19 protein-coding genes are annotated in these 22,939 nt (G+C 58.6%); 10 read left to right on the top strand and 9 right to left on the bottom strand.

Annotated elements, in window-relative coordinates; translation table 11 throughout:
* Positions 1–8: 8 nt before the first annotated feature.
* Both OEG81_RS15905 and OEG81_RS15900 read right to left on the bottom strand, forming a co-directional pair.
* The gene (locus OEG81_RS15905) at positions 9–710 is read right to left on the bottom strand and encodes an amino acid ABC transporter permease (RefSeq protein WP_264130255.1); all 702 of its coding nucleotides are present in this window, start codon (positions 708–710) and stop codon (positions 9–11) included.
* Positions 711–734: 24 nt separating this feature from the next.
* On the bottom strand, positions 735–1,565 hold the full coding sequence (locus tag OEG81_RS15900; protein WP_264130254.1) for an ABC transporter substrate-binding protein: 831 nt from the start codon (positions 1,563–1,565) through the stop codon (positions 735–737).
* A 599-nt stretch (positions 1,566–2,164) separates the two neighbouring features.
* On the opposite strand from OEG81_RS15900, the gene OEG81_RS15895 reads away from it, so the two are divergent.
* A complete protein-coding gene (locus OEG81_RS15895) occupies positions 2,165–3,445 on the top strand; it encodes an aminotransferase class V-fold PLP-dependent enzyme (RefSeq protein ID WP_264130253.1) in 1,281 nt (426 codons plus the stop codon).
* Between the two features lie 9 nt (positions 3,446–3,454).
* Here the strand turns inward: OEG81_RS15895 and OEG81_RS15890 are convergent, their stop codons facing one another.
* The 4 genes from OEG81_RS15890 to OEG81_RS15875 form a co-directional block, all read right to left on the bottom strand.
* Positions 3,455–4,189 (bottom strand): GntR family transcriptional regulator, encoded by a 735-nt coding sequence (locus OEG81_RS15890; RefSeq protein WP_264130252.1) that lies wholly within the window; start codon positions 4,187–4,189, stop codon positions 3,455–3,457.
* Between the two features lie 242 nt (positions 4,190–4,431).
* Positions 4,432–5,256: a TauD/TfdA dioxygenase family protein gene (locus OEG81_RS15885; RefSeq protein WP_264130251.1), complete on the bottom strand. Its 825-nt coding sequence runs from the start codon at positions 5,254–5,256 to the stop codon at positions 4,432–4,434.
* A complete protein-coding gene (locus tag OEG81_RS15880; RefSeq protein ID WP_264130250.1) occupies positions 5,246–6,160 on the bottom strand; it encodes an isocitrate lyase/PEP mutase family protein in 915 nt (304 codons plus the stop codon). Before OEG81_RS15880 ends, OEG81_RS15885 begins: the two co-directional genes overlap by 11 nt.
* Complete coding sequence (locus OEG81_RS15875; protein ID WP_264130249.1) at positions 6,157–7,131, bottom strand: Bug family tripartite tricarboxylate transporter substrate binding protein; 975 nt, start codon at positions 7,129–7,131, stop codon at positions 6,157–6,159. Before OEG81_RS15875 ends, OEG81_RS15880 begins: the two co-directional genes overlap by 4 nt.
* A 473-nt stretch (positions 7,132–7,604) precedes the next feature.
* Here OEG81_RS15875 and OEG81_RS15870 point away from each other — a divergent pair, with 473 nt between their 5' ends.
* The 7 genes from OEG81_RS15870 (at position 7,605) to OEG81_RS15840 (ending at position 17,814) form a co-directional block, all read left to right on the top strand.
* Positions 7,605–8,957, top strand: coding sequence for a flagellin (locus OEG81_RS15870; protein WP_264130248.1), 1,353 nt, complete (start codon positions 7,605–7,607; stop codon positions 8,955–8,957).
* 123 nt (positions 8,958–9,080) lie between these two features.
* Positions 9,081–9,941, top strand: a complete 861-nt coding sequence (locus OEG81_RS15865) for a DNA-binding response regulator (RefSeq protein WP_264130247.1) — start codon at positions 9,081–9,083, stop codon at positions 9,939–9,941.
* 459 nt (positions 9,942–10,400) lie between these two features.
* Positions 10,401–12,836: a poly-beta-1,6 N-acetyl-D-glucosamine export porin PgaA gene (pgaA, locus tag OEG81_RS15860; protein ID WP_264130246.1), complete on the top strand. Its 2,436-nt coding sequence runs from the start codon at positions 10,401–10,403 to the stop codon at positions 12,834–12,836.
* A gap of 7 nt (positions 12,837–12,843) precedes the next feature.
* Positions 12,844–14,883 (top strand): poly-beta-1,6-N-acetyl-D-glucosamine N-deacetylase PgaB, encoded by a 2,040-nt coding sequence (pgaB, locus tag OEG81_RS15855; RefSeq protein WP_264130245.1) that lies wholly within the window; start codon positions 12,844–12,846, stop codon positions 14,881–14,883.
* Positions 14,880–16,217: a poly-beta-1,6-N-acetyl-D-glucosamine synthase gene (gene pgaC / locus OEG81_RS15850; RefSeq protein ID WP_264130244.1), complete on the top strand. Its 1,338-nt coding sequence runs from the start codon at positions 14,880–14,882 to the stop codon at positions 16,215–16,217. The genes pgaB and pgaC overlap by 4 nt, the downstream gene beginning before the upstream one ends.
* The gene (gene pgaD, locus OEG81_RS15845; protein ID WP_264130243.1) at positions 16,214–16,651 is read left to right on the top strand and encodes a poly-beta-1,6-N-acetyl-D-glucosamine biosynthesis protein PgaD; all 438 of its coding nucleotides are present in this window, start codon (positions 16,214–16,216) and stop codon (positions 16,649–16,651) included. The genes pgaC and pgaD overlap by 4 nt, the downstream gene beginning before the upstream one ends.
* Complete coding sequence (locus OEG81_RS15840; RefSeq protein WP_264130242.1) at positions 16,648–17,814, top strand: GGDEF domain-containing protein; 1,167 nt, start codon at positions 16,648–16,650, stop codon at positions 17,812–17,814. The genes pgaD and OEG81_RS15840 overlap by 4 nt, the downstream gene beginning before the upstream one ends.
* Before the next feature lie 77 nt (positions 17,815–17,891).
* Here the strand turns inward: OEG81_RS15840 and OEG81_RS15835 are convergent, their stop codons facing one another.
* A complete protein-coding gene (locus OEG81_RS15835) occupies positions 17,892–18,941 on the bottom strand; it encodes an NADP(H)-dependent aldo-keto reductase (RefSeq protein WP_264130241.1) in 1,050 nt (349 codons plus the stop codon).
* Between the two features lie 145 nt (positions 18,942–19,086).
* Positions 19,087–19,989 (bottom strand): NAD(P)-dependent oxidoreductase, encoded by a 903-nt coding sequence (locus OEG81_RS15830; protein WP_264130240.1) that lies wholly within the window; start codon positions 19,987–19,989, stop codon positions 19,087–19,089.
* A 266-nt stretch (positions 19,990–20,255) separates the two neighbouring features.
* Here OEG81_RS15830 and OEG81_RS15825 point away from each other — a divergent pair, with 266 nt between their 5' ends.
* Positions 20,256–20,714 carry an Rrf2 family transcriptional regulator gene (locus tag OEG81_RS15825; protein ID WP_264130239.1) on the top strand — a complete coding sequence of 153 codons (459 nt, stop codon included), beginning with the start codon at positions 20,256–20,258 and terminating at the stop codon, positions 20,712–20,714.
* A gap of 97 nt (positions 20,715–20,811) precedes the next feature.
* On the top strand, positions 20,812–21,702 hold the full coding sequence (locus OEG81_RS15820; protein ID WP_264130238.1) for an NAD(P)/FAD-dependent oxidoreductase: 891 nt from the start codon (positions 20,812–20,814) through the stop codon (positions 21,700–21,702).
* On the opposite strand, the gene OEG81_RS15815 is transcribed toward OEG81_RS15820, so the two are convergent.
* Positions 21,697–22,914, bottom strand: a complete 1,218-nt coding sequence (locus OEG81_RS15815; protein WP_264130237.1) for a CaiB/BaiF CoA transferase family protein — start codon at positions 22,912–22,914, stop codon at positions 21,697–21,699. The two genes, OEG81_RS15820 and OEG81_RS15815, sit on opposite strands and share 6 nt — an antisense overlap.
* Between the last annotated feature and the right edge of the window lie 25 nt (positions 22,915–22,939).

The raw sequence follows: 22,939 nt of genomic DNA, 5'->3' as shown, positions 1-22,939 counted from the left end.
TTCTCTCCTCAACGTTTGGCCGCGGCAAGGCGATGTTTGGAAATGCAGGCTCCTCCTAACATCAACAGGAGGGACACAGCCAGGTAAAGCGCCGTGACGACGGTATAGACTTCAAAGGTCTTGAAGGTTGCCGATTCGATCTCGCGTCCCGCGCCGGTAAGCTCGATCAGGCCGATCGCCATGGCCAGGCTGGTGTTCTTGAAAAGCAGCAGTGTCTGATTGGTCAATGGCGGAATGGCAATGGTGAAGGCCTGCGGAAGAATGACTTTGCGCATAGAACGCAGATAGCTCAGGCCCAACGAGCGTGACGCCTCCATTTGGCCATCCGGAATGGCTCGAATCGCACTGCGCAAGTCTTCGGCGACATAGGCGGCCGTTACCAGCCCAATGGCAATCATGGAAAACAGAAACTCGCCGCCCCACTGATTGACGGCGTCGTTCAGCGCCACGGGCAGCAGCGCCGCGACGCCGAAGTACCAAAGCAGGATGTGTACCAGCATGGGCACATTGCGATGGAATGCCACATACAGCGCAATGACATAGTTAAGGGGACGGCGGTTGAGCATGCGCAGTATGGCAAGCACGCTGCCCAGTCCGAACGCCAATAGCCAGGCAAGCGCAGTCATCTTGAGGGTCGTCATCAGACCCCCGAGAATCAGCGCGGGGTAGCCGTTGCTGAGCAACGCACCGAAATCGAGTGTGTAGTTCATGAAACGACCGCCCCTTTTTCCCGACTAACCCTTGATTTCCTCGAACTTGAATTCGCGCTTGGTGTAGAACTTCGTGTCCTTGCCGAACCATTTGTCGAAGATGGTTTGCGCTTTCCCCGATGCTTCCAGTTGAGCCATGGCCTTGTTGACTTCCGCCAACAGTTCTTTTTCACCCTTGCGCACGCCTATGCCCCAAGGCTCGGTGAACAGCGCCTTGTCGATGATTTCCGTCTTGACGGCCGATTTATCCGAGTCCTGCTTGAATTTCAGCAGCATCAGTTCAGAGCCGACAAAACCGGAGACCTTGTTTTGCACCAGAGCCAGGTAGGAAGTTGGCGGGTCTTTGAACGTCACGGTCGTGACGTCAGGAATAAGCCGCTTCGCACCGGCCTCGGAAGACGAGCCATTGACGGCACTGACCCGTTTGCCCGCCAGGTCGGCGGGTGTCTTTAGCGTGCCGGCGTCGGCGCTGCGGATCAGGATTTTCTGCGGACTGACATAGTCGGCATAGCTGTAATCGATTTGTTTGGCGCGATCCGGAGACCAGCCCAGGTTGGCCGCCACGACATCGACGCGGCCAGCGACCAGTTCGGGAATACGCGCCGCCACAGAGATCATCTTGACCTCGAGCTTGACGCCCAGGTGATTCGCTATCTCTTTGCAAAGGTCGACCTCGTAACCGACGACTTCGCGCGTCTTGGGATCCTGGAAGCTGAAGGGTTCCGAGGTGCCGAGCGTGCCGCAGACCAGCGTATTCCGGCTCTTGACGTCATCCAGAGCGTTGGCGGAAGCGGCGCAGCTGGCGCCCAGGGCCAGCACCATGGCCGTGGCTTTCAATGCGTGTTTGAATTTCATGAGTCTCTCCGAAGATGGGTGATTGTTGTCGATCAAGCGGCTGATGCGGCTGCGCGATCTTCTTGAGCACGCCGCGTATTGTCTTGATGTCAGCGGCAAAGCCTGCGGGTACGTGCCCGATCATGTCGAAGGCATCATTTGCAAGGTTTTCCGCTGCGCCTCATCTCGACATAGGATGCATCATGCAAAAAGTTTCACGGATGAAAAAGGGAATTAATGTCCAGTTTGAATATTCCCCAAAGGAATGTCTTTGCCCGTGAAGCCCGGAACCGCGTGGTCGCGCCGATAAAGCACTTAGAAATCAATAATATAGAAGGTTTTAATGCGCTCGAAGCAAGCTAAATCAATGCTTGTGAGCAGGCATGGCGCCGTATCGCTTTGGCGCGCTCTACGGGATAACACCTATGAGTCATGGCGAAAGTTCCTTGACGTTTCAGTCTGGAAAATAGTTTCCATTTTATAAAGGCGTCGCGTAGATAAACGCCGGACAGATCGCTTTATTTCATGTGTTCCCATACAAAAATCTCTCTTTCTTTAAAACGGGATCGATTCCATAATCGCCGTAGTTTCGCAACGCCAACCATGTCAAGAGCATCGCTATGTCATTTCCTCAAGGCCAGTTTCTTCCCGCAGACATCATGGCTGAAGTCAGGCGCCGGTTCCACCAGGTGGATCATGACCATACGGGGCAGAGGCGCTTGTATTTTGATAATGCGGGGGGCGCTTTCCGATTGAAGTCGGTGCTTGAACGCATGGCTGAACTGGATGCGATTCCTGACAATATAGAGCGTGTCCATACCGTTGCACGCTATCTTCAGGAGGTTCAAGCGGCGGGTGAGGCGGACTTCCGCTGTCTGCTTAACGCACAAGGCGGCAGCGTCTATACGGCCCAGACGGCCTCGGCGGTCATGTTCGACATGGTGCGCACTATTGCAGAGAACGCGCCCGGCTCCAACATGGTGACCACCACGCTGGAGCATCCTTCGTCTTTCGATGCCATGTCTCTTTACGCCCAGCGTACGGGTAAGGCTTTGCGCGTCGCTCAAAGCAATCCTGATACGGGCGGCATCGATGTCGAAGAGCTCATCGGCTTGATCGATCAGGACACATGCCTGCTCAACGTCATCCATGCCTCCAATATTTCGGGCGCCAAATTGGACCTGGAGGCAATCGTTCAGAAAGCGCGGGCCATCAAGCCGGAGCTTTATATTCTGGTGGATGCCGTCCAACACGCGCCTCACGGCCTGATTGATCTACAGCGCACGCCGGTGGACGGCATCAATATTGCACCGTACAAGTTTTTTGGCGCGCGCGGTTCGGGAATGGCGTGGCTGTCGGAGCGGGCCGCAGTGCTGCCGCACCATAAGCTGAATGGAAAACCCGCCGGTGCATGGGGCTTGGGCAGCGGAGTGCCATGGCAGTTCGCTGCCCTCACGGAAATCGTGTCTTATGTTTGCTGGCTGGGCGGAAAATTCACCGACAGCCGAGATCGCCGGGCCTTGTTCGAAAGCGGCATGAACCAGATCGAACTGCACGAGCGTGCATTGCTATCGCGGCTGCTGAATGGTGAAGGCGCAGTCAAGGGCTTGCGGGAAATTCCAAAGGTAACGGTCTATCTTGACCATCCCGACCTGAGCAAACGCGACCTCATCATCATGATCGGCATCGGCGACCTCGATTTCTCGCGGGTGGTTCTGGAATATGAGCGGCGCGGCGTCATCGTCTACGAACGGGTCGCCAGCAGCATCTACTCCAAGCGCATGCTGGATTCGTTCAAGCTGAAAGGGGGGGTGCGGGTATCGCCCTTGCACGTCCATACGCCTGAGGACATGGATGCGTTTCTCAGGATTACGGCGGAAATGGCTGAAACGCTGGCGTAGGCCGCTCTCTTAAGCTAGCTTGACGTGATAGCGGAACCTGTCCGCTCGCCCCGTCGCACGCCGATACTCGATCGGGTGGTTTTCGAAGGTATAGGCCACCCGTTCGATTTCGATGACAGCGCTGCCGGGCTCGATGTTCAACTGCTTCGATATCTCTTCCGATGCCAGGCCGGCGCGTAAGTATTCATCCGCAGATACGACATAGACGCCAAAATTTTCCTTGAGCACGTCATAGAGTGGGTGGATTTTGAAGTCGGCATTCTTGATTTTCTCCCAGACGCTTGGGATAAAGTACGAATCCAGCACTAGGAATGGTTCGTTCTTTTGAAACCTCAAACGCCGAACAAGACCGACCTTGGTTTGCGGCTCCAATTCCAGGCTAGAGGCAGTTTGTTCGTCCGCTTTGACAAGGGCCTTCTTCAATACCTCAACCTTGGGTGTGATGCGCGGATCGCGTCCCACTTCTTCATAGCGGAAATACGCCTCCATAGTATTGAATAAAGGCCCGAGGACGAAGGTGCCTTTGCCGGGTTGGGGCTTTAGCAAGCCTTGTTTGACCAACTCCGCCACTGCGGCACGCAATGTTCCGCGGCTGGCGCCGAAACGTGCCTCGAGCTCGCTTTCCGGGGGGATTTGGTCGCCCGGCTTCCATATGCCTTTTCGAATACAGGCTTCAAGTGCAGAGGCCACATCGCGGTAAAGCGGTGCGTTGGTGCGGACCAACTGGACTGTTGAGTCATCCACGAGATCTGACTCTCTTAAGTTAGAAAATGTTGAGAAAATTCATGCCGATTATACGGGTGAGCGGGGTGGAGCGGTTCGGCCAGACACTTGCGGCGCTGTCCGGAGGGCCTGCTGATTGTGCATCGACATCCGCCTGGCGGCAAGAGGCCGGAGAGTGCCGAGGCGCAGGAACCCCGCGGACAGCTTGTCAATTGCTTTGGAAACGAACGGGATCGCCCAGCAATTGAGGATAGGCATATGGCTTATTTTTCCATTACGGTAGCGCGCCAGTGGATGCGCTTTTCGTTTATGGGATAGCCGCCGGTCGCCGCATGTAGCAAGCACCGATTGTCCCATATGACATAGTCCTTGGCTTTCCACTTGTGACGGTATTCTGCCCCCGGTTCTGCCAACTGATTAAAGAGTTCGCTCGCAAGCTCGTCGTTCTCTTTATCCGGGAGCCCGACAAAGCGCAGGAAATGAACAGGATTGATGAATAAAGAATTGCGGCCGGTCTCGGGGTGCTTGCGAACCACCGGATAAACAGCCGGTGGAAGATCGCGATCCTCCGGTTCAAGCAAACCGATTCCCTGCCGGGTTCTGCCGCCATAGACATACTCCACCGAAAGGCCATCCAATCGGCGCTTTAGATCGGCGGACAAAGCATCATAGGCCGTATACATATTGGCGAACAGCGTGTCCCCGCCCGAGGATGGTATTTCCAGAGCGTACAGCTGCGTGGCCTTGCAAACCTCGGTGTCCCACGGGCCGTCCGTATGCCAGTTGAGCCCCCGGTTGTAGACCGCGTCGTCCACCTTTCCCGTCACCGTCTTGGTGCCCAGCCCCATCTGCGTGAGTTCTGGGTAATCCGGATGCCGTGTCCGACGTACACGGTGTGGTTTCAATGTTCCGAATCTACGGCCTTGGTCAAGAAATTGTTCGATGGAGAACTCCTGATCGCGTATGACCAGCACCAGCCTGTCCAGCCAGGCATTGTATATTTCCTTCCACTCATCGTCGCTTAAGCGGTTCATGTCGACCCCGGTAATCAGTGCTCCGACATCGGTATCTGTGAGTTCAATTTTCATGATTCGTCCTTTCAAGGTGCTGTCCCGGATTCAGGAACTGTTGATTCTGCTGTTCGTACTCGTCGGCCCTGATAAGCCGGTTCATCGTCGCTTTCGAGGCCATGGCAACCGTCGCGCCGGACTCTCTGCCCGCCGCCATCTCTTTTCCCACCGAGTACAGCGCTTCCGCCGTGGCGCCCAAGGTTGGATGTCCCATCAGGCAAACCCGAACGCGGCGGCTTGCCAGATAGTTGGTGTCTACAAGCTCCTTGGCCGGGCCTCCCAGGATAATGGGCAGCGTTATTTCCGCGGCGATGGCGTCCAGTTGCGCCCGTGTCTTCACATAGGGTACGAATGCCGCGTCGACTCCCGATTTTTCATAGGCCTTGAGCCGCTGTACGGCATCGTCGAGGCTGGAGGTCGACAGGGCGTTGGTCCGGCCGAAGACTGCGATGCCGCTACCGGCCGCCGTCGCGACGGCGGCACTTAGTTTGCCGATACCTTCGTCCACCGATATCAGTTCGCCGCCTTCCGGAGACCCGAATCGGCGCGGCAATAGCGTGTCCTCGATGGAGACGCCGCAGGCGCCCATATCGGCGAGCTCTTGCACGGTTCGTATTACATTGAGCGAGTTTCCGTATCCGTGATCCGCATCAACGAGCAGGGGGATGTCGCTGGCCCGGCAAATACGGCGCACTTGTTCGGCGAGCTCGGTAAGGGTGATCAGGGTTATGTCGGGCACGCCCAGAACGGCCAGCGCCGCCGCCGAGCCGCCCAGCACGCCGACCTCGAAATCCAGGTCTTCTGCAACGCGGGCGGATAAGGGGTCGTAGGTGGAAGCGGCCATGATGCAGCGGTCGCCGTGCAGTACGGAACGAAGCCGGGCGCGCTTTGCTTCCGCGGAGGGTCTGGTGGGTATGATCATTGGGCGGAAATTCCTGCTTTGCGAATGACGTCGGTCCATAACTTGATTTGCTCCGTCAGTTTTTTTCTGTGCGCCTCGGGCGTCGCTGAATGTGCATCGAAGACAAAGGTTTCCATTTTTGCAAGGCGCTCTTGGACGGCTGGGTTCTTGACGACGGCTTGCAATGCCTGTGACAGCTTTTCAACTACCGGCTTCGGTGTGCCGGATGGTGCATAAAGGCCATACCAGGCACTGATATCCAAACCTTTAAGGCCCAGCTCGTCGGTGGTCGGTAATTCGGGGATGCTTTTCAGGCGCGTGGAGCCCGTTATCACGAACGATTTGACACTGCCCGATGTAATGTGGGGGACGATCCCTCCCGTTACATCGCAAAGCAAATCGACTCGTCCCGCTTGCACGTCGATCAAAGCGGGAGCCGCGCCACGGTACTGCACCATGGTGACCTTTTCGCCGACCAGGGATTCGAACATGAGCGCACATAGATGCGTGGCGCTGCCCGCACCCGATGAAGCAAACGTCACATCCGTCTTCTTTGCCTTCACATAGCTGATTAGCTCCGCCATGTTCTTGGGTGGAAACTCTTTCCCGCTGACAATGATCATAGGCATATCGGCAAAAAGGCCGATATCCTCAAAACTGTCCAGCGGTGAAAACTGCAAATCCTTGAACAAGGCGGGAGCTGTCGCCATGCCGATGTGGTGCAGCAACAGCGTGTAGCCATCGGGCTTGGCCCGAGCGACGAATTGCGAGCCGACGACGCCACCCGCCCCCGACACGTTCTGTACAACTACTGACTGACCAAGGGCATTTTGAAGCCCATCAGCCAAGACACGTGTGACCAGATCACTACCGCCGCCAGGCGCAAACGGTGTTACCAGCGTTATCCCTTTGGAAGGGAAGTCCTCTTGCGCATGGACGCCTCCTTGAAACGTCAAGAGCAGCGTCATAAATACTGTGGATATGATTTTCATAAGTCTCCTGTGATCGACCTGTTGGTGATCAACCTCCTTTGTAAGATTGATAATTGCTCGCGATACATGTTCTATAAATTTCCAGTTGCAGGCTGTAAGTATCGATTGATAAGGGCGCCATCACTGAATGGGTTTCTATTTTCAGCGAGCCATGCCTATACATATAAACGTATATACGTTTATATGTATAGGCATGGTAAAGCAGATTAATAATTCATGCAATAACAAACTTTCCCGAAAAAGCCGCTGAAGCGCTGACTCTCCACGTTGCATTTGGGCGTGGCCGACAACACGTATTCTGATCAAGGCGGGGCGGGGACATTTACAATTTAAAGCCCGGATAGTGGTAAAGAAATTGGGGCTGGAAGCCGTAAACAAGAGAGCCAGCCGCGTCAATGGACGCTATCCCGCTAGCCACTCCCCAAAGATCAATTTCCCGATGATGCGGCATTTGGCCGCGGCTTTGCTACGCCATGAGGATCCAGACCAACCTAAACGCCTTACTCGCGCAGCAGGCCCTGCGCGGGTCGGGAAAATCGTTATCCGAAGCTATTGAACGATTATCGTCTGGCTTGCGCATCAACTCGGCGAAAGACGATGCAGCGGGTCTGGCCATTGTCAATCGCATGACCAGCCAAGTGCGTGGCCGTGATCAGGCTCTGCGCAATGCCGGGGACGCCATAGGAATGGTGCAGACCGCTGAGGCGGGGGTGCATGAACTGAATGAGGCCCTGCAGCGAGTCCGGGAGCTTGTCGTGCAAGCGGGGAATGGCGTTCTTGGCGCTTCTGACCGCCATGCGATTCAGCAAGAGATCGATCAGCGGCTGGCGCAAGTTCAGGATATATCGCAGAAAACGAACTTTAACGGTATCGAATTGCTCGCCAAAACGGGTTCGCTTTCCATGCAGGTGGGCCCGAACGATACCGAGGCCGATGTCTTTCCTTTCAACCTTCGTTCCCTGGGCTTGGCTGCGTTGGGCCTGGAGAATGGCCTTTTCCCTTTTCGCATAATCGAGGGCGGCAACCCCTTGCAGTTAAGCCCACCCATACAGACAACGCACGCTGGAGCCGGCGTAAGCGCTGGCGCCTATAAATTGCAGGTGAACGGCGTTACGCACTGGGATACTGTCCTTAACCTGGAACAAGCCGCTGCTTATTACGGAACGACTCCAGCAGAGGTCACGATTCACCGTGTCATCGACCCGCTTAGCGGTACTGAAGTACAAGGATATTTCATTGCCAAATTTGGCGATCATTACATGATCGAGGAGGACGTATCGCTTCAGCTGGACTACGCCAAGGGGACGGCGACGCTTGTCATTACCTCCAATAAAGGGCGTACCTACATCGACCCGGACAACGGAGTGTCTACGCCGCAGCCTGCTACCGAGGCGACCATCATCGCCAAGAGCGGTATGACACCCGACGGCAAGGTGGTGCTTTACTATGATTTCCACGGCAAGGCTTTTGCGCGCAATGGTGGGCCGTTCATATTGAGCGGCCCACGCGCCAACGATATCGCTATCGTTAGACAGACGCCTGCAACCGCCGAACCTTTAGCCAAGATTGATGCCGCCATAGCGCAGCTTAACGACTACCGCAGTTATTTGGGATCGGCGCATAATCGGCTGGAGTCCATTGTTACCGGACATCGGAACGACCTCATTAATCTTGCGCAGGCCCGCTCCCGCATCGAGGATGCTGATTACGGCCAGCAAGTATCCAGCCTGGCGCGTAGCCAGATCCTTCAACAAGCTGGCGCAGCCGTTCTGGCGCAAGCAAACCAGCTTCCCCGGCAAGTGCTGACTTTGCTGGCAGGGAATTAGGTAGGCCCACGTGCCGAGCCGGTTCCCGCGCTGGGCCACCAAACCCTTTATTCCTGGGATAGAATCAAGAGGCACCGGTATTGACTCCATTAAGCCTGTTCTTCGCAGAAACAAGCTTAATGGATGCCGCTGGTCGCCCCCTATGCGGAAGAGCCTATATTTGATACAGATGGTTTGCCTCCCCCCATGCAAGATAGTAATCCGCAACATATCCTTTTGATCGATGACAATCCCGACCAGCTCCGTCTCCTGATCGAGGTGCTGGGTAATAAACACTATCGTCTTACTGTCGCCATGGGCGGCGCTCAGGGATACACCCGGGCGGTGGGCAATAAGCCGGATTTGATATTGCTTGATGTGCGTATGCCCAATCCCGACGGATTTGTAGTTGCGCGCATGCTCAAGGCCAATCCGATCACCGCGCGCGTTCCCATCCTCTTCCTGTCCGCGCACCAGGGCCTGGAAGAGCGCCTTACAGGGCTACGCTTGGGAGCCGTGGACTACATCATCAAGCCGTTCCAGCCCGAAGAGGTATTGGAGCGCGTGCGCATTCACCTCGAGATCGCTCGGGATCTCGCCTTGGGATTGGAGCGGCCGACGCCGGTTGCCGGCAACAGTGTTCCGCGCATCGACATGGATGCGCAACCGAACGTGCCGCCTTCGTACAAAACCTTGTTTGCCGCGGCATCTCGCATCATCATGGAACGTCAGGACGGCCCGATCAAGACATCGGAGCTTGCCGCCATGTTGTCGATATCCGAGCGGCGTCTGAATGTGGTTTTCGAAGCCTGTTCAGGAATAAGCCTGTTTGAGTTCGTCCGTCACGAACGAATGCGCAAGGCGGCGTTGCTTCTGTCGCAAACCACGCTGGACATCTCGTACATCGCCGCAGAAGTGGGCTATTCAAGAGCCACGAATTTCTCGACCGAGTTCCGTAAGTTCTGGGGCAAGGCCCCCTCGGCATTCCGGAAGCACGCGCAATAGGCGCCGCCTGCATTTTCCCCACCTCCACTTTCTTGAGCGTTATCCGGCGGTTTCGGCAGCCGGCATAAGCGGCCGCCGGACTGTCGGCGCGGCAATTTACCATCGTTGACATATAAGTCTTTGCGATAGTGAATATTCCAAACGTTTGGTCCGAAAAGCATAAGTCCGGGCAGTCTCACTCCGCCAGAATAGCGCCTCACAACGAAGTCGCTTGTGTCCTTCCGAGCCCATCCCTCAAATGGGCGGACCAAGGGATGATGGCGCGACCGCGCCAATGATGCGCGACGGCATGGCTCCAGGTCAGCGTCTGTCGCAATCCGGCTCAAGTGCTGAAAAGTCACTTTCAATCATTGGAGATTGATATGAGCCGATGCCCTATAGCCGCGATTCAAATAAATGCTCTTCTTCAGAAAACGTTCGAATTATTCATGCCGCCTGCGGGCCGGATGGCAAGCCTGCATGATTGGAAGCATATGCGCAGCCTCGCTATGGAGCATGCCGCATCCTGCACTGGCTGAACTCCCGCCGGAATATGACCGTCTGATCACCAGGGCGCGCGCAGGCGACTATGGGCCGGCGCTGGAAATGCTGCGCAAGCATGAGCCCGGGGCCAGCTTCCGTTCTGTGTACGATCGCATCATCATTGCGGGCTGGGCGGGCCGTCCGGACGAAGTGGTGACGGTTTACGAGGCTATACCCGCGGGTCGCATCGTGCCTGCCGATGTGCTGTTGGCAGCCGCGCGTGGCTATCGCGGCCAGCGGCTCTGGCCACAGGCGATCGCGTTGTTTCGCAAAGGCGCTGCACGCTATCCGCGTGTGGCGGAATTTGCGGCAGGCGAAATCATGACATTGTCGGATGCCGGCCGCGCCGACGACGCCTTGCAAACCGGTTTGGCCCAGATCAGGCAGCGCCCGCGGGATACCGACCTGAAGCTGGCGCTGGCCTACGTATACACGCATAACGGAAAGCCCTACGAAGCCTTATTTCATACTGACCAGGCGGTGAAGATTGCAGCGGGCAGCAAGCGCGTGCAGCGCGAATATGTCTTTGCCTTGAGCCGCGCCCGCCTGGCCGCCAGCGCTCTGGAGCAAGCGCGCAAGCATCCGGGACTGCTCAGCGAAGCCTATATGCGCGGGCTGGAGGCGGATGCCGTAGCGGAACAAGTTCGGATCTCCGCGATGCCATCGCGCACCGAGTCCGAGCGCTTTGTGATCGCCGACCGGGCGTTGGCTCGTTACGAGGCGTTGATCGAAGACTGGAGCAAGCGCGGACCCGATACGCGCCCGGATATCACCCGGGTGCGTATCGACCGGCTGAGTGCGCTGCATTCACGGGTGCGCATGAAGGATGTGATACGTGAGTACGAGGCGCTGTCGGCCGAAGGTGTGCTTGTGCCTGGCTATGCCCTGGGCGATGTCGCGTCCGCCTACTTGTATGAGCGCCATCCGGACAAGGCGGCCCAGCTCTATCGCCGGCTGGCTCAACGCCCGGATACAGGGCGGGCCGGCACGGTGGAAAAGTTCAACACTGAAAGCGGGCTGTACTACGCCTATGCTGAAAATGAACAGTTCGGCGATGCGGGCGGCGTGCTTCACGAGTCGGGGCCGCATTATGCCCCCTGGCTGTATCACAAGGGCCTGGCCATGCGCATGCCCAACGATCTGTACCTGCAGAGCCGCCGCCTGGAAGCCGCCGCGCGGCTGCAGGCTGATGACACGCCGGCGGCGCAGCGGCAACTGGAAGAGATGATTAGCGGTGCCCCTAACCATACGGGCTTGCGCGCCGACCTGGCGGCGGTATATCGGGCAAGGCTGCTGCCTCGTTCTTCCGAACGCATGCTCAAAATGGCCGAAACCCTTACGCCGCGTAGCGTGGTGGTCGAGAACGGGCAGGGATTTACAGCCATGGACCTTCAGGAATGGCGTCAGGCCGAAGCATTGAGCCGCGACACGCATGAGCGCTATCCCGAGGGCCTGGACGTGCGCAGGCTGCGCAGAGAGTGGGAGGTCCACAACAAACCCGAACTCCAGGTAAACGGCTATCGGGGCCTGGCCAACGACAGCCCGGTGTACGGCGGCCATGATCTTGGCATCGACACAGTCGTCTATTCCTCCCCGATCGATTACAACTGGCGGATTTTCGGGGGCGGGGGCTATGGCCGGGGGAACTTCGATGAAGGCGAGGCGAACTACCGATGGCTGCGCGCGGGCGCGCAGTGGCGCGGCCGAGACCTTGTCGTCGAAGGCGAAGTGTCGTCCCACAACTATGGGCACGGTGCAAAACCCGGTCTAAGGCTGACAGTCGATTATGACGTGGATGATCACTGGCAACTGGGTGCCACGGGCGAGGCAATGTCCCGCAATACGCCGTTGCGTGCCCTGCACAGCGATATTTCATCCAATAGCGCCGAGGCGTACGTACGCTGGCGCCCTCACGAGCAGCGCGAATGGAGACTATCGGCTTCGTTCTCCCATTTCAGTGACGGCAACGATCGGCACGGCCTGAGCGTGCAAGGCAGAGAGCGCCTTTACACCAGTCCGCATTTAAAGCTTGACGGCACATTGGAGATCGCCGCGCAGCGCAATAGTGGGGGCAGCGATGTGCCTTACTTCAATCCGCGCTCCGATTTCATGATTCTGCCGGGGCTGCGCGCAACGCACACGCTGTACAGGCATTACGAAACCATATGGGAACAGGTCGGCACGGTGGCAGCCGGTGGGTACAGCCAGCGCGGCCATGGCTCCGGCGGCGTGCTGGCACTGGGCTACGGCCAGCGCTATCGCAGCAACGATGTGCTGGATATGGGCGTAATGCTGACCGGTATCAGCCGGCCTTACGACGGGGAGCGCGAGCGGGAGCTGCGCATCGTCTTTGATCTTAATTATCGCTTCTGACCCAATCATGCACAGTCACTGTAATCGTATTCTTCTGGCCGGCCTGCTGATGCTCGTCCTTGTGTTGATGTCGGCATGTGCCAAAGACATCCCCGTCTATGTCGCCCCGAACGAGCGGCCGGTCGCGCAACGCGACCAGCCCTGGCCGGAAAACCACTTTCTCGCATTGGCCTACCACGATGTGGAAGACCAGGACCCGGATCAGGCCTACCTGAGCGTTCGTACCGATAAGCTTGTTGAACAACTTACCTGGCTACGCGAGAACGGCTATCAGGCTGTATCGGTCGATCAGATCATCGAAGCGCGCCAGGGAGGCAAGCCGCTGCCAGCGCGTGCCGTGCTGCTCAGTTTCGACGACGGCTACCGCAGTTTCTATACGCGTGTGTTGCCTGTGCTGAAGGCATTCGACTGGCCTGCCGTGCTGGCGCCGGTAGGTGTGTGGATGGACACGCCCATAGATCAGAAGGTGGATTTCGGCGGAGCCATGACGGCGCGAAGCCGTTTTCTGACCTGGCCGCAGATCACTGAGATTTCACGCTCGGGCCTGGTGGAGATCGCGGCGCACACCGACGCATCGCATTATGGCGCCAGCGCCAATCCACAAGGCAATACTCAGCCGGCCGCTGCCATTCGTACTTATGACGGCAGCACCGGAAGCTACGAGACCGACACAGCGTTCATGCGCCGCTTGGACCGGGACGTGGTCCGGATTACCCGCAAAATACTGAAGGCCACAGGCAAGCCGCCGCGGGTTTGGGTCTGGCCGTATGGCGCTGAAGGCGGAAGCGCGCTGCGGGTTGTGGCTGCCAACGGCTACGAGCTTGCGCTTACGCTGGAAGACGGCCCGGCTCAAGTGGGCAGGCTCATGTCCACGCCGCGCATGCTGCTGGCCAACGATCCGCAGCTTCGTGCATTTGCGGACAGCATCGCCGGCATGGAGGCAAGGCCCCTCATGCGAGTCGCTCACGTGGATCTGGACTATGTCTACGATGCCGATCCGGCTCAGATGGAGCGCAATCTGGGGGAGCTGGTGCAACGTATCAAGGACATGCGGGTCAATACCGTATTCCTGCAGGCCTTCGCCGACCCACAGGGCGACGGTACAGTGAGGTCGCTGTACTTTCCCAATCGCTTGCTGCCGATGCGCGCCGACCTCTTCAATCGAGCGGCATGGCAACTGCGCAACCGTGCCGATATCGAGGTCTATGCCTGGATGCCGGTGCTCTCCTTCGATCTCGATGCCGGCATAGCGCACGTCACGCGCTGGGATCCGGCTGATCCCCAGGCGTCACCCATGCCGGATGCCGGCCAGTACCAGCGTCTGTCTCCATTCGACCCCCTTGCCCGTGCGCGCATCGGTGAACTCTATGAAGATCTTGCCCGCCATGCCTTTTTCGATGGCATCTTGTTCCATGACGATGCGCTTCTGAGCGACTTCGAAGACGCAAGCCCGGCCGCGCTTGCCGCCTACCGCGAGGCCGGTCTGCCTGACAGCATCGAGCGGCTGCGAGCGGACCCGGCCATGCTACGGCGCTGGACGCGTTTCAAGAGCCGCTACCTTGTCGACTTCACGGTCCAGCTGGCTGACCGGGTCCGCGCCATCCGTGGTCCCAAGCTGAAGACTGCCCGCAACATCTTCGCGGCTCCCATACTGCAACCCGAAAGCGAAACCTGGTTCGCCCAGAATCTCGATGACTTCCTGGAAGCGTATGACTGGACGGCGCCCATGGCCATGCCCCTGATGGAGAACGTTCCTTCGGGACAGGAGCACGCCTGGCTGGACCAGTTGGTCGACGCCGTCGCCCAAAGCCGCCCGGATGCTTTGAACCGCACTGTTTTTGAACTCCAGAGCCGGGATTGGCGCATTGGCCCAGGGCGGCCTGAAGCCACCCCCGTCGACACTGGCATCCTGGCGGGCTGGATGAAGCGGCTGCAGCTGCGCGGTGCCCGAAGTTTCGGCTACTACCCCGACGACTACGCCACAGATCAACCCAGGCTGCGGGACATCCGCCCTGCCATTTCCGTTAACTGGTATCCAGCTCCATGATTGATCGCCTGTTTGCCTTATTCATACTATGCCTGGTGCTGGGCGTGCCCCTCGGGTTCACGTTCGTGCTCACCAGCGAGGCCTTGCTTGGCTTTGTGTTCTTCTACCCTCTGCTGATGTCGGGTTTATGGATTTCCGGCGGCCTGTATTTCTGGTGGCACTGGGAACGCCACTGGTCCCGCGGCGAAGCTCAGCAGGTACCGGAACTGCCCGGCCAGCCGCTGATATCGATTTTGGTGCCTTGTTATAACGAAGTCGAGCATGGCGAGGAGACCTTGATGGCGGCGCTGGCCCAGCGCTACCCGCATATCGAGGTGATCGCCATCAACGACGGCTCATCGGACGGCACCGGCGAGATGCTCAATCGCCTTGCCGCTCGGCATGATAGGTTGCGCGTCATTCATCTGGGGCGCAATCAAGGCAAGGCCATGGCCCTGCGCATGGGCGCATTGGTCGCCAGAAGCGAGTATCTGGTTTGCATCGATGGCGACGCGGTGCTCGACCCGGACGCGGCCGTGTTCATGGTGGCACCCTTGATGGCGCATCCCCGCGTAGGAGCCGTCACGGGGAACCCGCGTATCCGCACCAGGTCGACGCTGATAGGCCGTGTCCAGGTGGGGGAGTTTTCGTCGATCATCGGGTTGATCAAGCGTACCCAGCGAGTATATGGCAAGGTGTTCACCGTCTCCGGCGTAGTCTCCGCATTTCGCCGAACGGCGCTGGACCGGGTGGGCTACTGGAGCCTGGACATGATCACTGAAGACATCGATATCAGCTGGAAGCTTCAGCTTGATCACTGGTCGATTTTTTATGAGCCGCGCGCCCTGTGCTGGATCCTGATGCCAGAGACGCTGCGGGGGCTATGGAAACAGCGCTTGCGCTGGGCCCAGGGAGGCGCCGAGGTCTTCCTCAAGAACCTGCGTTCGATCTGGATATGGAGGCACCGGCGCCTGTGGCCGCTGATGGTGGAGTTCGGCTTGTCAACATTGTGGGCCTTCGCGTTCGCCATATCCATTGCGCTTTGGGTAATCAATCAGTTCACTCCCTTGCCCAACAATCTGCATATTGCCAATCTGCTGCCCCCCGCATTTACCGGCATGATGCTGGCCATGGTGTGCCTGCTGCAATTCGCGGTCAGCCTCTTGATCGATTCACGCTACGAATCCCGTTTGCTGCGTTCCCTGTTCTGGGTTGTTTGGTATCCGCTAGCCTATTGGATGGTAAGCCTGTTCACGACGCTAATCAGTTTTCCCAAAGTCATGCTCCGCAGACGAGCCCGGCGCGCGCGCTGGACCAGTCCCGACCGGGGTATCAAGTCTTCAGACGCATCATGATCATCACTACCACACGTTCCCGCGCCGGCCTTCTGTTTGACGCGATCCTGACCATCATCGGGTGGGCCGGGTTTCTTTATCTGTTCGGCACCGGCATCCTGGCCATCGTGCATGGCGCGGAGCGGGGACCGCAATCACCATTGCTGCTGCCCTTTTTGCCCACACTGGCTACGCTGTCCGCCTACGCCGCCCTTGCCGCGCTCAACGCCGCGATCCTGATTTCCTGGGCGCTATACAACCACTGGCGCTTCAAAGGCCTGGATCGCCGCAAGCCGCTCCAGGCGGTGGGAATAGGGCATCTGGCGCGCAGCTTTGCGCTGACTCCGCAGGAGGTGGACGGCCTGGGCGCCACCAAGATAGCGACCATTCACCACGATGCCCAAGGCGGCATAGTGGAGATTTCACAGCGCAGCTTCCCATCGATGCCCCTATGAAATTCCAACCTGTTAGTGCGGAGCAGGCCCTGATGCTGCTCGGGCCGACGCTGGCCCTGCTGTTTGCTTCATGCTTTATGTGGCTATGGCGCAAGCACGGCAGACAACGCTGTGTGCTGTACCAGGCCGCCGCCTTTGCGTGCTTTGCAGGCGGTGCAGCCCTTGAAGGTTTGTTTGTTACGCGTGGCCTCGGTATCAGCAGCGTGCTGGCAAGCCTCTTTTACTCGCTCAGTGCCTGGCTGCTGGCGAACGGATTTGTGTGCCGGGCGCGCGAAAGAAACTTCAGGCCGGTTCTCTACGCCACCGTGTTTTCCTTAATAGTCGTCGGTCAGCTGTACTTCTGCTATGTCAGTCCTCAGCTCGCGACGCGGATGCACATCCTGAATCTTGGCTGCGGCCTGATGCTGCTGCTGGCATGGTCCAAAATAGGTGTGCTTCGGCGAGGCACGTTCACCAATCGGGCGCTCTATTGGGTTTACACCAGTTTCATGATCAGCCTGTTCTTGTATGCGATACGCCTGTCCGTGGCGTCGATACGAAGCGAGGCGGCCGGTGTCGACCAGGTGGCAGGTTGGGCTGCAACGCATCTTGTTTCCGTGCTCTTTATCGTCGTGTTGTCGGTTTTATTGCTGATAGGCGTTCTGGAGAAGAAAATCGCGGATTTGCGGAGTGATCGCGATCACGATATGTTGACAACCATCTTGAATCGGCGCGGCTTTTTAAGCCATGCGCAGCCTGCGCTGAACCGGCGCACCGCCGACAGGGCCGCCGCCAGCCTGCTGCTGGTGGATCTGGATGACTTCAAACTGATCAACGATACGTACAGCCATGCGGTGGGAGACGCGGTGCTGGCCGAGGTAGGGCGGATCATCCGGCGTACGATTCGGGCGGGCGATATCGCCGGCCGCATCGGTGGCGAAGAGTTCGCCATCTTGCTGCCGGCAACCGATATTCTCGGCGCGCGCGACCTCGCGGAAAGAATACGCGTGAGCCTCGCCACAAACCAGTTTCCTGGCCTGCCGCACACGCACAGGGTAACGGCGAGCATAGGCGTCGCGTCGGGCAGACTGACCGATACGCTGTATACGCTCATGGATCGGGCGGACAGCCTGCTTTATGAGGCCAAGCGGTTTGGCCGCAATCGCGTCATGCTGCCCGCCTGATCAGCCTGTGCAGCGATCAAGCATCTTCAGGCCGGCCTGAATGCCACACTTTGCTGTAACGCTGCACCCATCAGCCGTCAAGGCGACGGATTCGGGTATCGCTGATGAATGGCCTGGATGGCATCCAGCACGTCTTCCGATAGGGTCAGGTCGACGCTGTCGATGTTTTCTTTCAGCTGGTCCAGCCGGGTGGCGCCTATCAGGTTGCTGGTGACGAAAGGCTGCTGGTTCACGAATGCCAGCGCCATGGCTGCGGGCGACAAGCCCCGCTCGCGTGCCAACTGCACGTACTCGGCGGTGGCGCGTTCGGCCTGAGGGCTAGAGTAGCGGACGAAGCGCGTGAACAGCGTCATGCGGGCTCCATCTGGACGAGCCCCGTTCAGGTATTTGCCTGCCAGTACGCCCATGCCCAATGGCGAGTACGCCAGCAGCCCCACGCCTTCCAGATGGCTGAATTCCGACAGGCCGTTCTCGTAGACGCGGTTGAGCAGGTTGTAGGGATTTTGAATGGACGCGATGCGAGGCAGATTTCGTGTTTCGGCAAGCTTCAGGTATTGCGCCACGCCCCAGGGTGTTTCGTTGGACACCCCGATATGGCGAACCTTGCCGGCCTTGATGAAGTCCTGCAAAACTTCCAGGGTTTCCTCGATGGGTACGGTGTAGGCGTCGTCCTTCCATGGGTAGTTGGGACGGCCGAATGTAGTCGTGGTGCGATCGGGCCAATGCAATTGGTAAAGATCGAGATAGTCGGTTTGCAGGCGCTTCAGGCTGGCATCCAGCGCTTCGGTCATGTTCTTGCGGTCCAGGTGCGTCTGGCCGCCACGGATATGGCCGGGGCGTTTCGGATCGGTGGCGGGGCCCGAGACCTTGCTGGTCAGCACGATGTCTTTGCGTCGTCCCGTCTTGGCCAGCCACGTGCCAATATACGTTTCCGTACGGCCTTGTGTTTCCGGCTTTGGGGGCACCGGGTACATCTCGGCGGCATCCAGCAGGTTCACCCCTTGCGACAGGGCGTAATCAATCTGCTCATGGGCTTCGGATTCGGTATTTTGTTCGCCCCAGGTCATGGTGCCCAGGCCGATCAGGCTGACCTCGAGGTCGGTGTTGCCAAGTTTGCGGTATTTCAAGTTTGCGCTCCGACGGAATGGTTGCTGCCAAGGCCGGCTGCCACGCCGACGATGGAGCCGATGTTAACACCGCTGTCGACTGTAGGGCATACAGGATTCCATGGTCGCCAATCGAGCCGTTGCGATGCGCGCCATTCTTGTGCCTTTATTCCGGTTGCCTTGTGGCCAGGCCGGAAAGGTGGTCGATAAGCACAGGGACCGGCGACTGGTCGAGCCCGGCCTGCGCCGCTTGCGCGTACAGCTCCTTGATTGCAAGGGCGATTGCGCCCTGGGAGCCTTGTTCTTCGGCCATGGTGCAGTAATAGCCCATGTCCTTCAGTGCATTGGACATTGAAAAGCGGAAACCCGAAGGGTCTTCCGATTCGATGTAGGGGCGCAATCGGTTCAGGACGACCCCTCCTCCTCCGCCTGCGGCAAGGATGTCGCAGAAGGTTTGTGGGTCCGTGCCGGTCTGGCGGGCGCATGCCGACGCTTCGGCCAGTACGGCCGAGAAGCCCAGCGACACATAGTTGTGCAGCAACTTCATCTGGTGGCCGGAGCCAACGCCGCCCGCATAGGCGATGTTTTCGGCGTAGCTCTGCAGCACAGGCAAACAATCTTCAAAAACCTCGCGGTCGCCTCCAACGATCAGGTTCAAGCGTCCTTCGGCGGCTTCCTTGGGGGTACGCGTCATGGGAGCATCCAGGAAGCGTCCGCCGGCTTCATGGACCGCCTTGGCTATTTTCAGTGTGGAGGAGGGTATTGCGGTGGAGCAGTCGATGATCGTGCCGCCCTGCCTCAGGCCCTCCAGCACGCCGCCTTTCTGGAAAAGCACTTCTTCCACCTGGGGCGAGCCCGTCACGCAAAGGATGACTATATCGACTGCGGCGGCCAGATCCGCAGCCTGTTGGCTGGTCTTTGCCCCAGCGGCCAATAAGCCGTCCAGTGGCTGGTTGCCCGGATGGTCGAGCACGGTCAATGGAAAGCCGTGGCGCAACAGGCTGGCGGCGATGCCCGACCCCATCAGGCCGACGCCGATCAGGCCGATATGTGGCTTTTGTTCTGTCATGAATATGCTCCTGGAAATAAGTCGGTTCTGTCTGGTGAGTGCCCTGGCCGCCGGCGCAACGGTAATTGAAGCCAGTTGATATTATGAATTGATATGATGAATTAGATGAGATTTAACGACGAACGCCAAGGAAGTCCGGTTGCCAAATCGCACGCCTGGACCGCAAACCCTTGCACCACTCATTCCAAGGGACTCCCTTGGCGTCGCCGGTCTCGGGACCCATGTATGCTTAGGCATTCGAAACGCCACATTGATTCTGGAATCGAATGAGAACAGACAGCCGCCTCTCCCGCATGTTGCACGTGCTGCTTCATATGGCCAGGCACGATCAGCCTTTCACTTCCGAAGAGATCGCCCGGATGCTCTCAACCAACGCTGCCGTTGTCCGGCGCACGATGGCGGGCTTGCGGCGGGCCGGCTATGTCCGGTCCGAAAAAGGGCACCGCGGCGGGTGGAGCATTGCCTGCGACCTGAGCGAACTTACGCTGCTGGACATTCATCGTGCGGTAGGCGGGCCCAAGATATTTGCAATCGGCATCGATAACGAACATCCCGAATGCGGCGTCGAGCGCGTCGTCAATGCGTCGCTGAAGGAGGCGTTCCAGCAGGCGGAGTCCCTGCTGGTTGCCCGGCTCAAGGCTGTCAGCCTGGCCGATCTTGCCGGCGACTTCGATGCCCTGTGCGCCAGTAAAGGCAAGCGTCCCCGCCGTCCAGCAGGCCGCTGAACCACCCGCCTTCAGTGGAACCGTCGCGCGATTGTTGACGAATATCATGTATCATTTTAAGATGCATGAAATTGAACAGCGGCCACAGGAGAATTCGATGAACTACGACGTCGTGATCATTGGCGGAAGCTATGCGGGCATGTCCGCGGGAATGCAATTGGCGCGAGCTCGCCGGTCGGTGCTGGTCGTCGACGCGGGACAGAGGCGCAATCGCTACGCAACGGCCTCGCACGGGTTTCTAACGAGGGATGGCAGCCCGCCGGATGTGCTTGCGGCAGAAGGGCGAGCGCAACTACTGGCCTATCCTACCGTAGAGTGGCTCGATGCCCAGGCTCAGCGTGTGGAAAAGACCGAAGACGGCTTCCTCGTATCCATGGACGGGGCCAGCTCCGTGAGAGGGCAGCGGATCATTCTTGCCATCGGAATCACCGATCATCTGCCTGACCTGCCTGGTTTGAAGGAGCGCTGGGGGCGCACGGTGTTTCACTGCCCCTACTGCCACGGATACGAGCTCCAGCAAGGGCGCATCGGCGTGCTGGCGAGTTCGGCGCTTTCCATGCATCATGCGCTCATGCTTCCCGACTGGGGCAAGACCACCTTTTTCCTGAACGGAAGCTTTGCGCCGGACAGCGAGCAGCAGGCCGCATTGCAGGCCCGCGGCGTTCATATCGAGGATGGTCCGATCGAGCGGCTCTCCGGCGAACACCTGGATGTCGTCATGAAGGACGGCCGCATCATTCCTTTGGACGGCCTGTTTACAACGACGCGCACCACTCCGGGCAGCCCCATCGCGGCGCAGCTGGGCTGCGAGTTCGAGGAGATGCCGATGGGCATGCAGATCAGAACGGATTCCACCCAGGCAAGCTCTGTTCCGGGCGTGTTCGCGTGCGGCGATGCGGCCAGGCTGGCCGGCAACGTGGCGCTGGCGGTAGGCGATGGAGCAATGGCAGGCACAGCCGCGCACCGCTCCTTGATGTTTGGCTTATGAGTCGTCGGCGCCGGCGGCGACGGCAGCGTCGATTACCGCTCCTGAATCCAGTGCCGCACGTATCTGTTCTTCGCTGTATCGCAGAGCGCGCAAAATTTCCCGCGAGTGCTGGCCCAACAGAGGGGCGCTGCAAGGCGGAGCGCTATGCTGGGCGGCGCTGAACTTTATGAGCCGGGCAACGCCCTTATAAGCGCCCGCCTTCGGATGACGTTGCTCCACGACGAAACCTTGGTCGGCGACCTGCGCATCGTCGAACATGTCTTCAACGCGCCGCACTGCCGAACACGGTACAGAGACGCCGAAAATCTCTTCCCATTCCATGGCTGTTTTCGCCTGAAGAGCTTGCCGGATCACAGGCACGATTTCACCGGCGTGCTGGGCGCGCTTCTTGACCGTGTCATACTTTTCATTGGCCGCCAGCTCGGGTACGCCGGATAGCGTGCATAGTGCATTCCAGAAATGGGGCGCGTTGGCCGATATGTACAGATGGCCGCTTTTTGTCGGATGTATGCCGGTGATGCCGCCGGAGCGCATGTCCCGTTCGATATGCTTCGGCTCGCCCTCGGCCATGACGAGCCGTGCCGACTGCATGGCCAGGGCGCTGCCCAGCAAGGACACGCTGACCTCCTGGCCCTCTCCGCTACGTTCGCGCTGGTAAAGCGCGGCCGTTACACCCGTTGCGACCATGGATGCGGCGTAATAGTCGACAGCGGAGCCGTAGACGATCTCGGGCTGATCCGCGCTTCCCTGGGAAGCACAGATGCCGCTATAGGCTTGAAGCACCTGATCGTAGCCCGCCTTGTCGGCAAGAGGCCCGCTGTTCCCATAACCCGTCATGGAACAATAGACCAGCCTGGGGTTGATCCGGCTCAGGGTTTCAAAGTCGATCTTCAGGCGTGGCGGCACGGACGGCCTGAAGTTATGCACCAGCACGTCGGCTTCCCGAACCAGCCTTGCCAGAACCTCGTAGCCCATTGTGCTCTTGAGGTCCAGGCACAGACCTGTCTTGCCGCGGTTTACTCCCAGGAAAGCGCGGCTTTCAGCCTCCAGTGTCGAGGGGTACTTGCGTAGATTGTCGCCGTCCGGCGGTTCAATCTTGATGACCTCCGCCCCCAGGTCGGACAACAGGCTGCAGCCGTACGGGCCCGCAATGTATGCGCTTAGATCCAAAACTTTGATGCCTGACAGGGGCGCTGAACTTGGTGTTGACATAGACGGATACCATGGTGTTTCATGC

Source organism: Pollutimonas sp. M17 (assembly GCF_025836975.1).
Classification (GTDB): Bacteria; Pseudomonadota; Gammaproteobacteria; order Burkholderiales; family Burkholderiaceae_B.
The sequence above is the reverse complement of the archived record's forward strand: the minus strand, read 5'-3'. Positions and strand labels throughout refer to the sequence as shown.

Bases quoted from the DNA above. Each gene is read 5' to 3' on its own strand.
- OEG81_RS15905 (WP_264130255.1), bottom strand. From the start codon at position 710: ATGAACTACACACTCGATTTCGGTGCGTTGCTCAGCAACGGCTACCCC.
- OEG81_RS15900 (WP_264130254.1), bottom strand. From the start codon at position 1,565: ATGAAATTCAAACACGCATTGAAAGCCACGGCCATGGTGCTGGCCCTG.
- OEG81_RS15895 (WP_264130253.1), top strand. From the start codon at position 2,165: ATGTCATTTCCTCAAGGCCAGTTTCTTCCCGCAGACATCATGGCTGAA.
- OEG81_RS15885 (WP_264130251.1), bottom strand. From the start codon at position 5,256: ATGAAAATTGAACTCACAGATACCGATGTCGGAGCACTGATTACCGGG.
- OEG81_RS15880 (WP_264130250.1), bottom strand. From the start codon at position 6,160: ATGATCATACCCACCAGACCCTCCGCGGAAGCAAAGCGCGCCCGGCTT.
- OEG81_RS15875 (WP_264130249.1), bottom strand. From the start codon at position 7,131: ATGAAAATCATATCCACAGTATTTATGACGCTGCTCTTGACGTTTCAA.
- OEG81_RS15870 (WP_264130248.1), top strand. From the start codon at position 7,605: ATGAGGATCCAGACCAACCTAAACGCCTTACTCGCGCAGCAGGCCCTG.
- OEG81_RS15865 (WP_264130247.1), top strand. From the start codon at position 9,081: ATGCCGCTGGTCGCCCCCTATGCGGAAGAGCCTATATTTGATACAGAT.
- pgaA (WP_264130246.1), top strand. From the start codon at position 10,401: ATGATTGGAAGCATATGCGCAGCCTCGCTATGGAGCATGCCGCATCCT.
- pgaB (WP_264130245.1), top strand. From the start codon at position 12,844: ATGCACAGTCACTGTAATCGTATTCTTCTGGCCGGCCTGCTGATGCTC.
- pgaC (WP_264130244.1), top strand. From the start codon at position 14,880: ATGATTGATCGCCTGTTTGCCTTATTCATACTATGCCTGGTGCTGGGC.
- pgaD (WP_264130243.1), top strand. From the start codon at position 16,214: ATGATCATCACTACCACACGTTCCCGCGCCGGCCTTCTGTTTGACGCG.
- OEG81_RS15840 (WP_264130242.1), top strand. From the start codon at position 16,648: ATGAAATTCCAACCTGTTAGTGCGGAGCAGGCCCTGATGCTGCTCGGG.
- OEG81_RS15830 (WP_264130240.1), bottom strand. From the start codon at position 19,989: ATGACAGAACAAAAGCCACATATCGGCCTGATCGGCGTCGGCCTGATG.
- OEG81_RS15825 (WP_264130239.1), top strand. From the start codon at position 20,256: ATGAGAACAGACAGCCGCCTCTCCCGCATGTTGCACGTGCTGCTTCAT.
- OEG81_RS15820 (WP_264130238.1), top strand. From the start codon at position 20,812: ATGAACTACGACGTCGTGATCATTGGCGGAAGCTATGCGGGCATGTCC.
- OEG81_RS15815 (WP_264130237.1), bottom strand. From the start codon at position 22,914: ATGTCAACACCAAGTTCAGCGCCCCTGTCAGGCATCAAAGTTTTGGAT.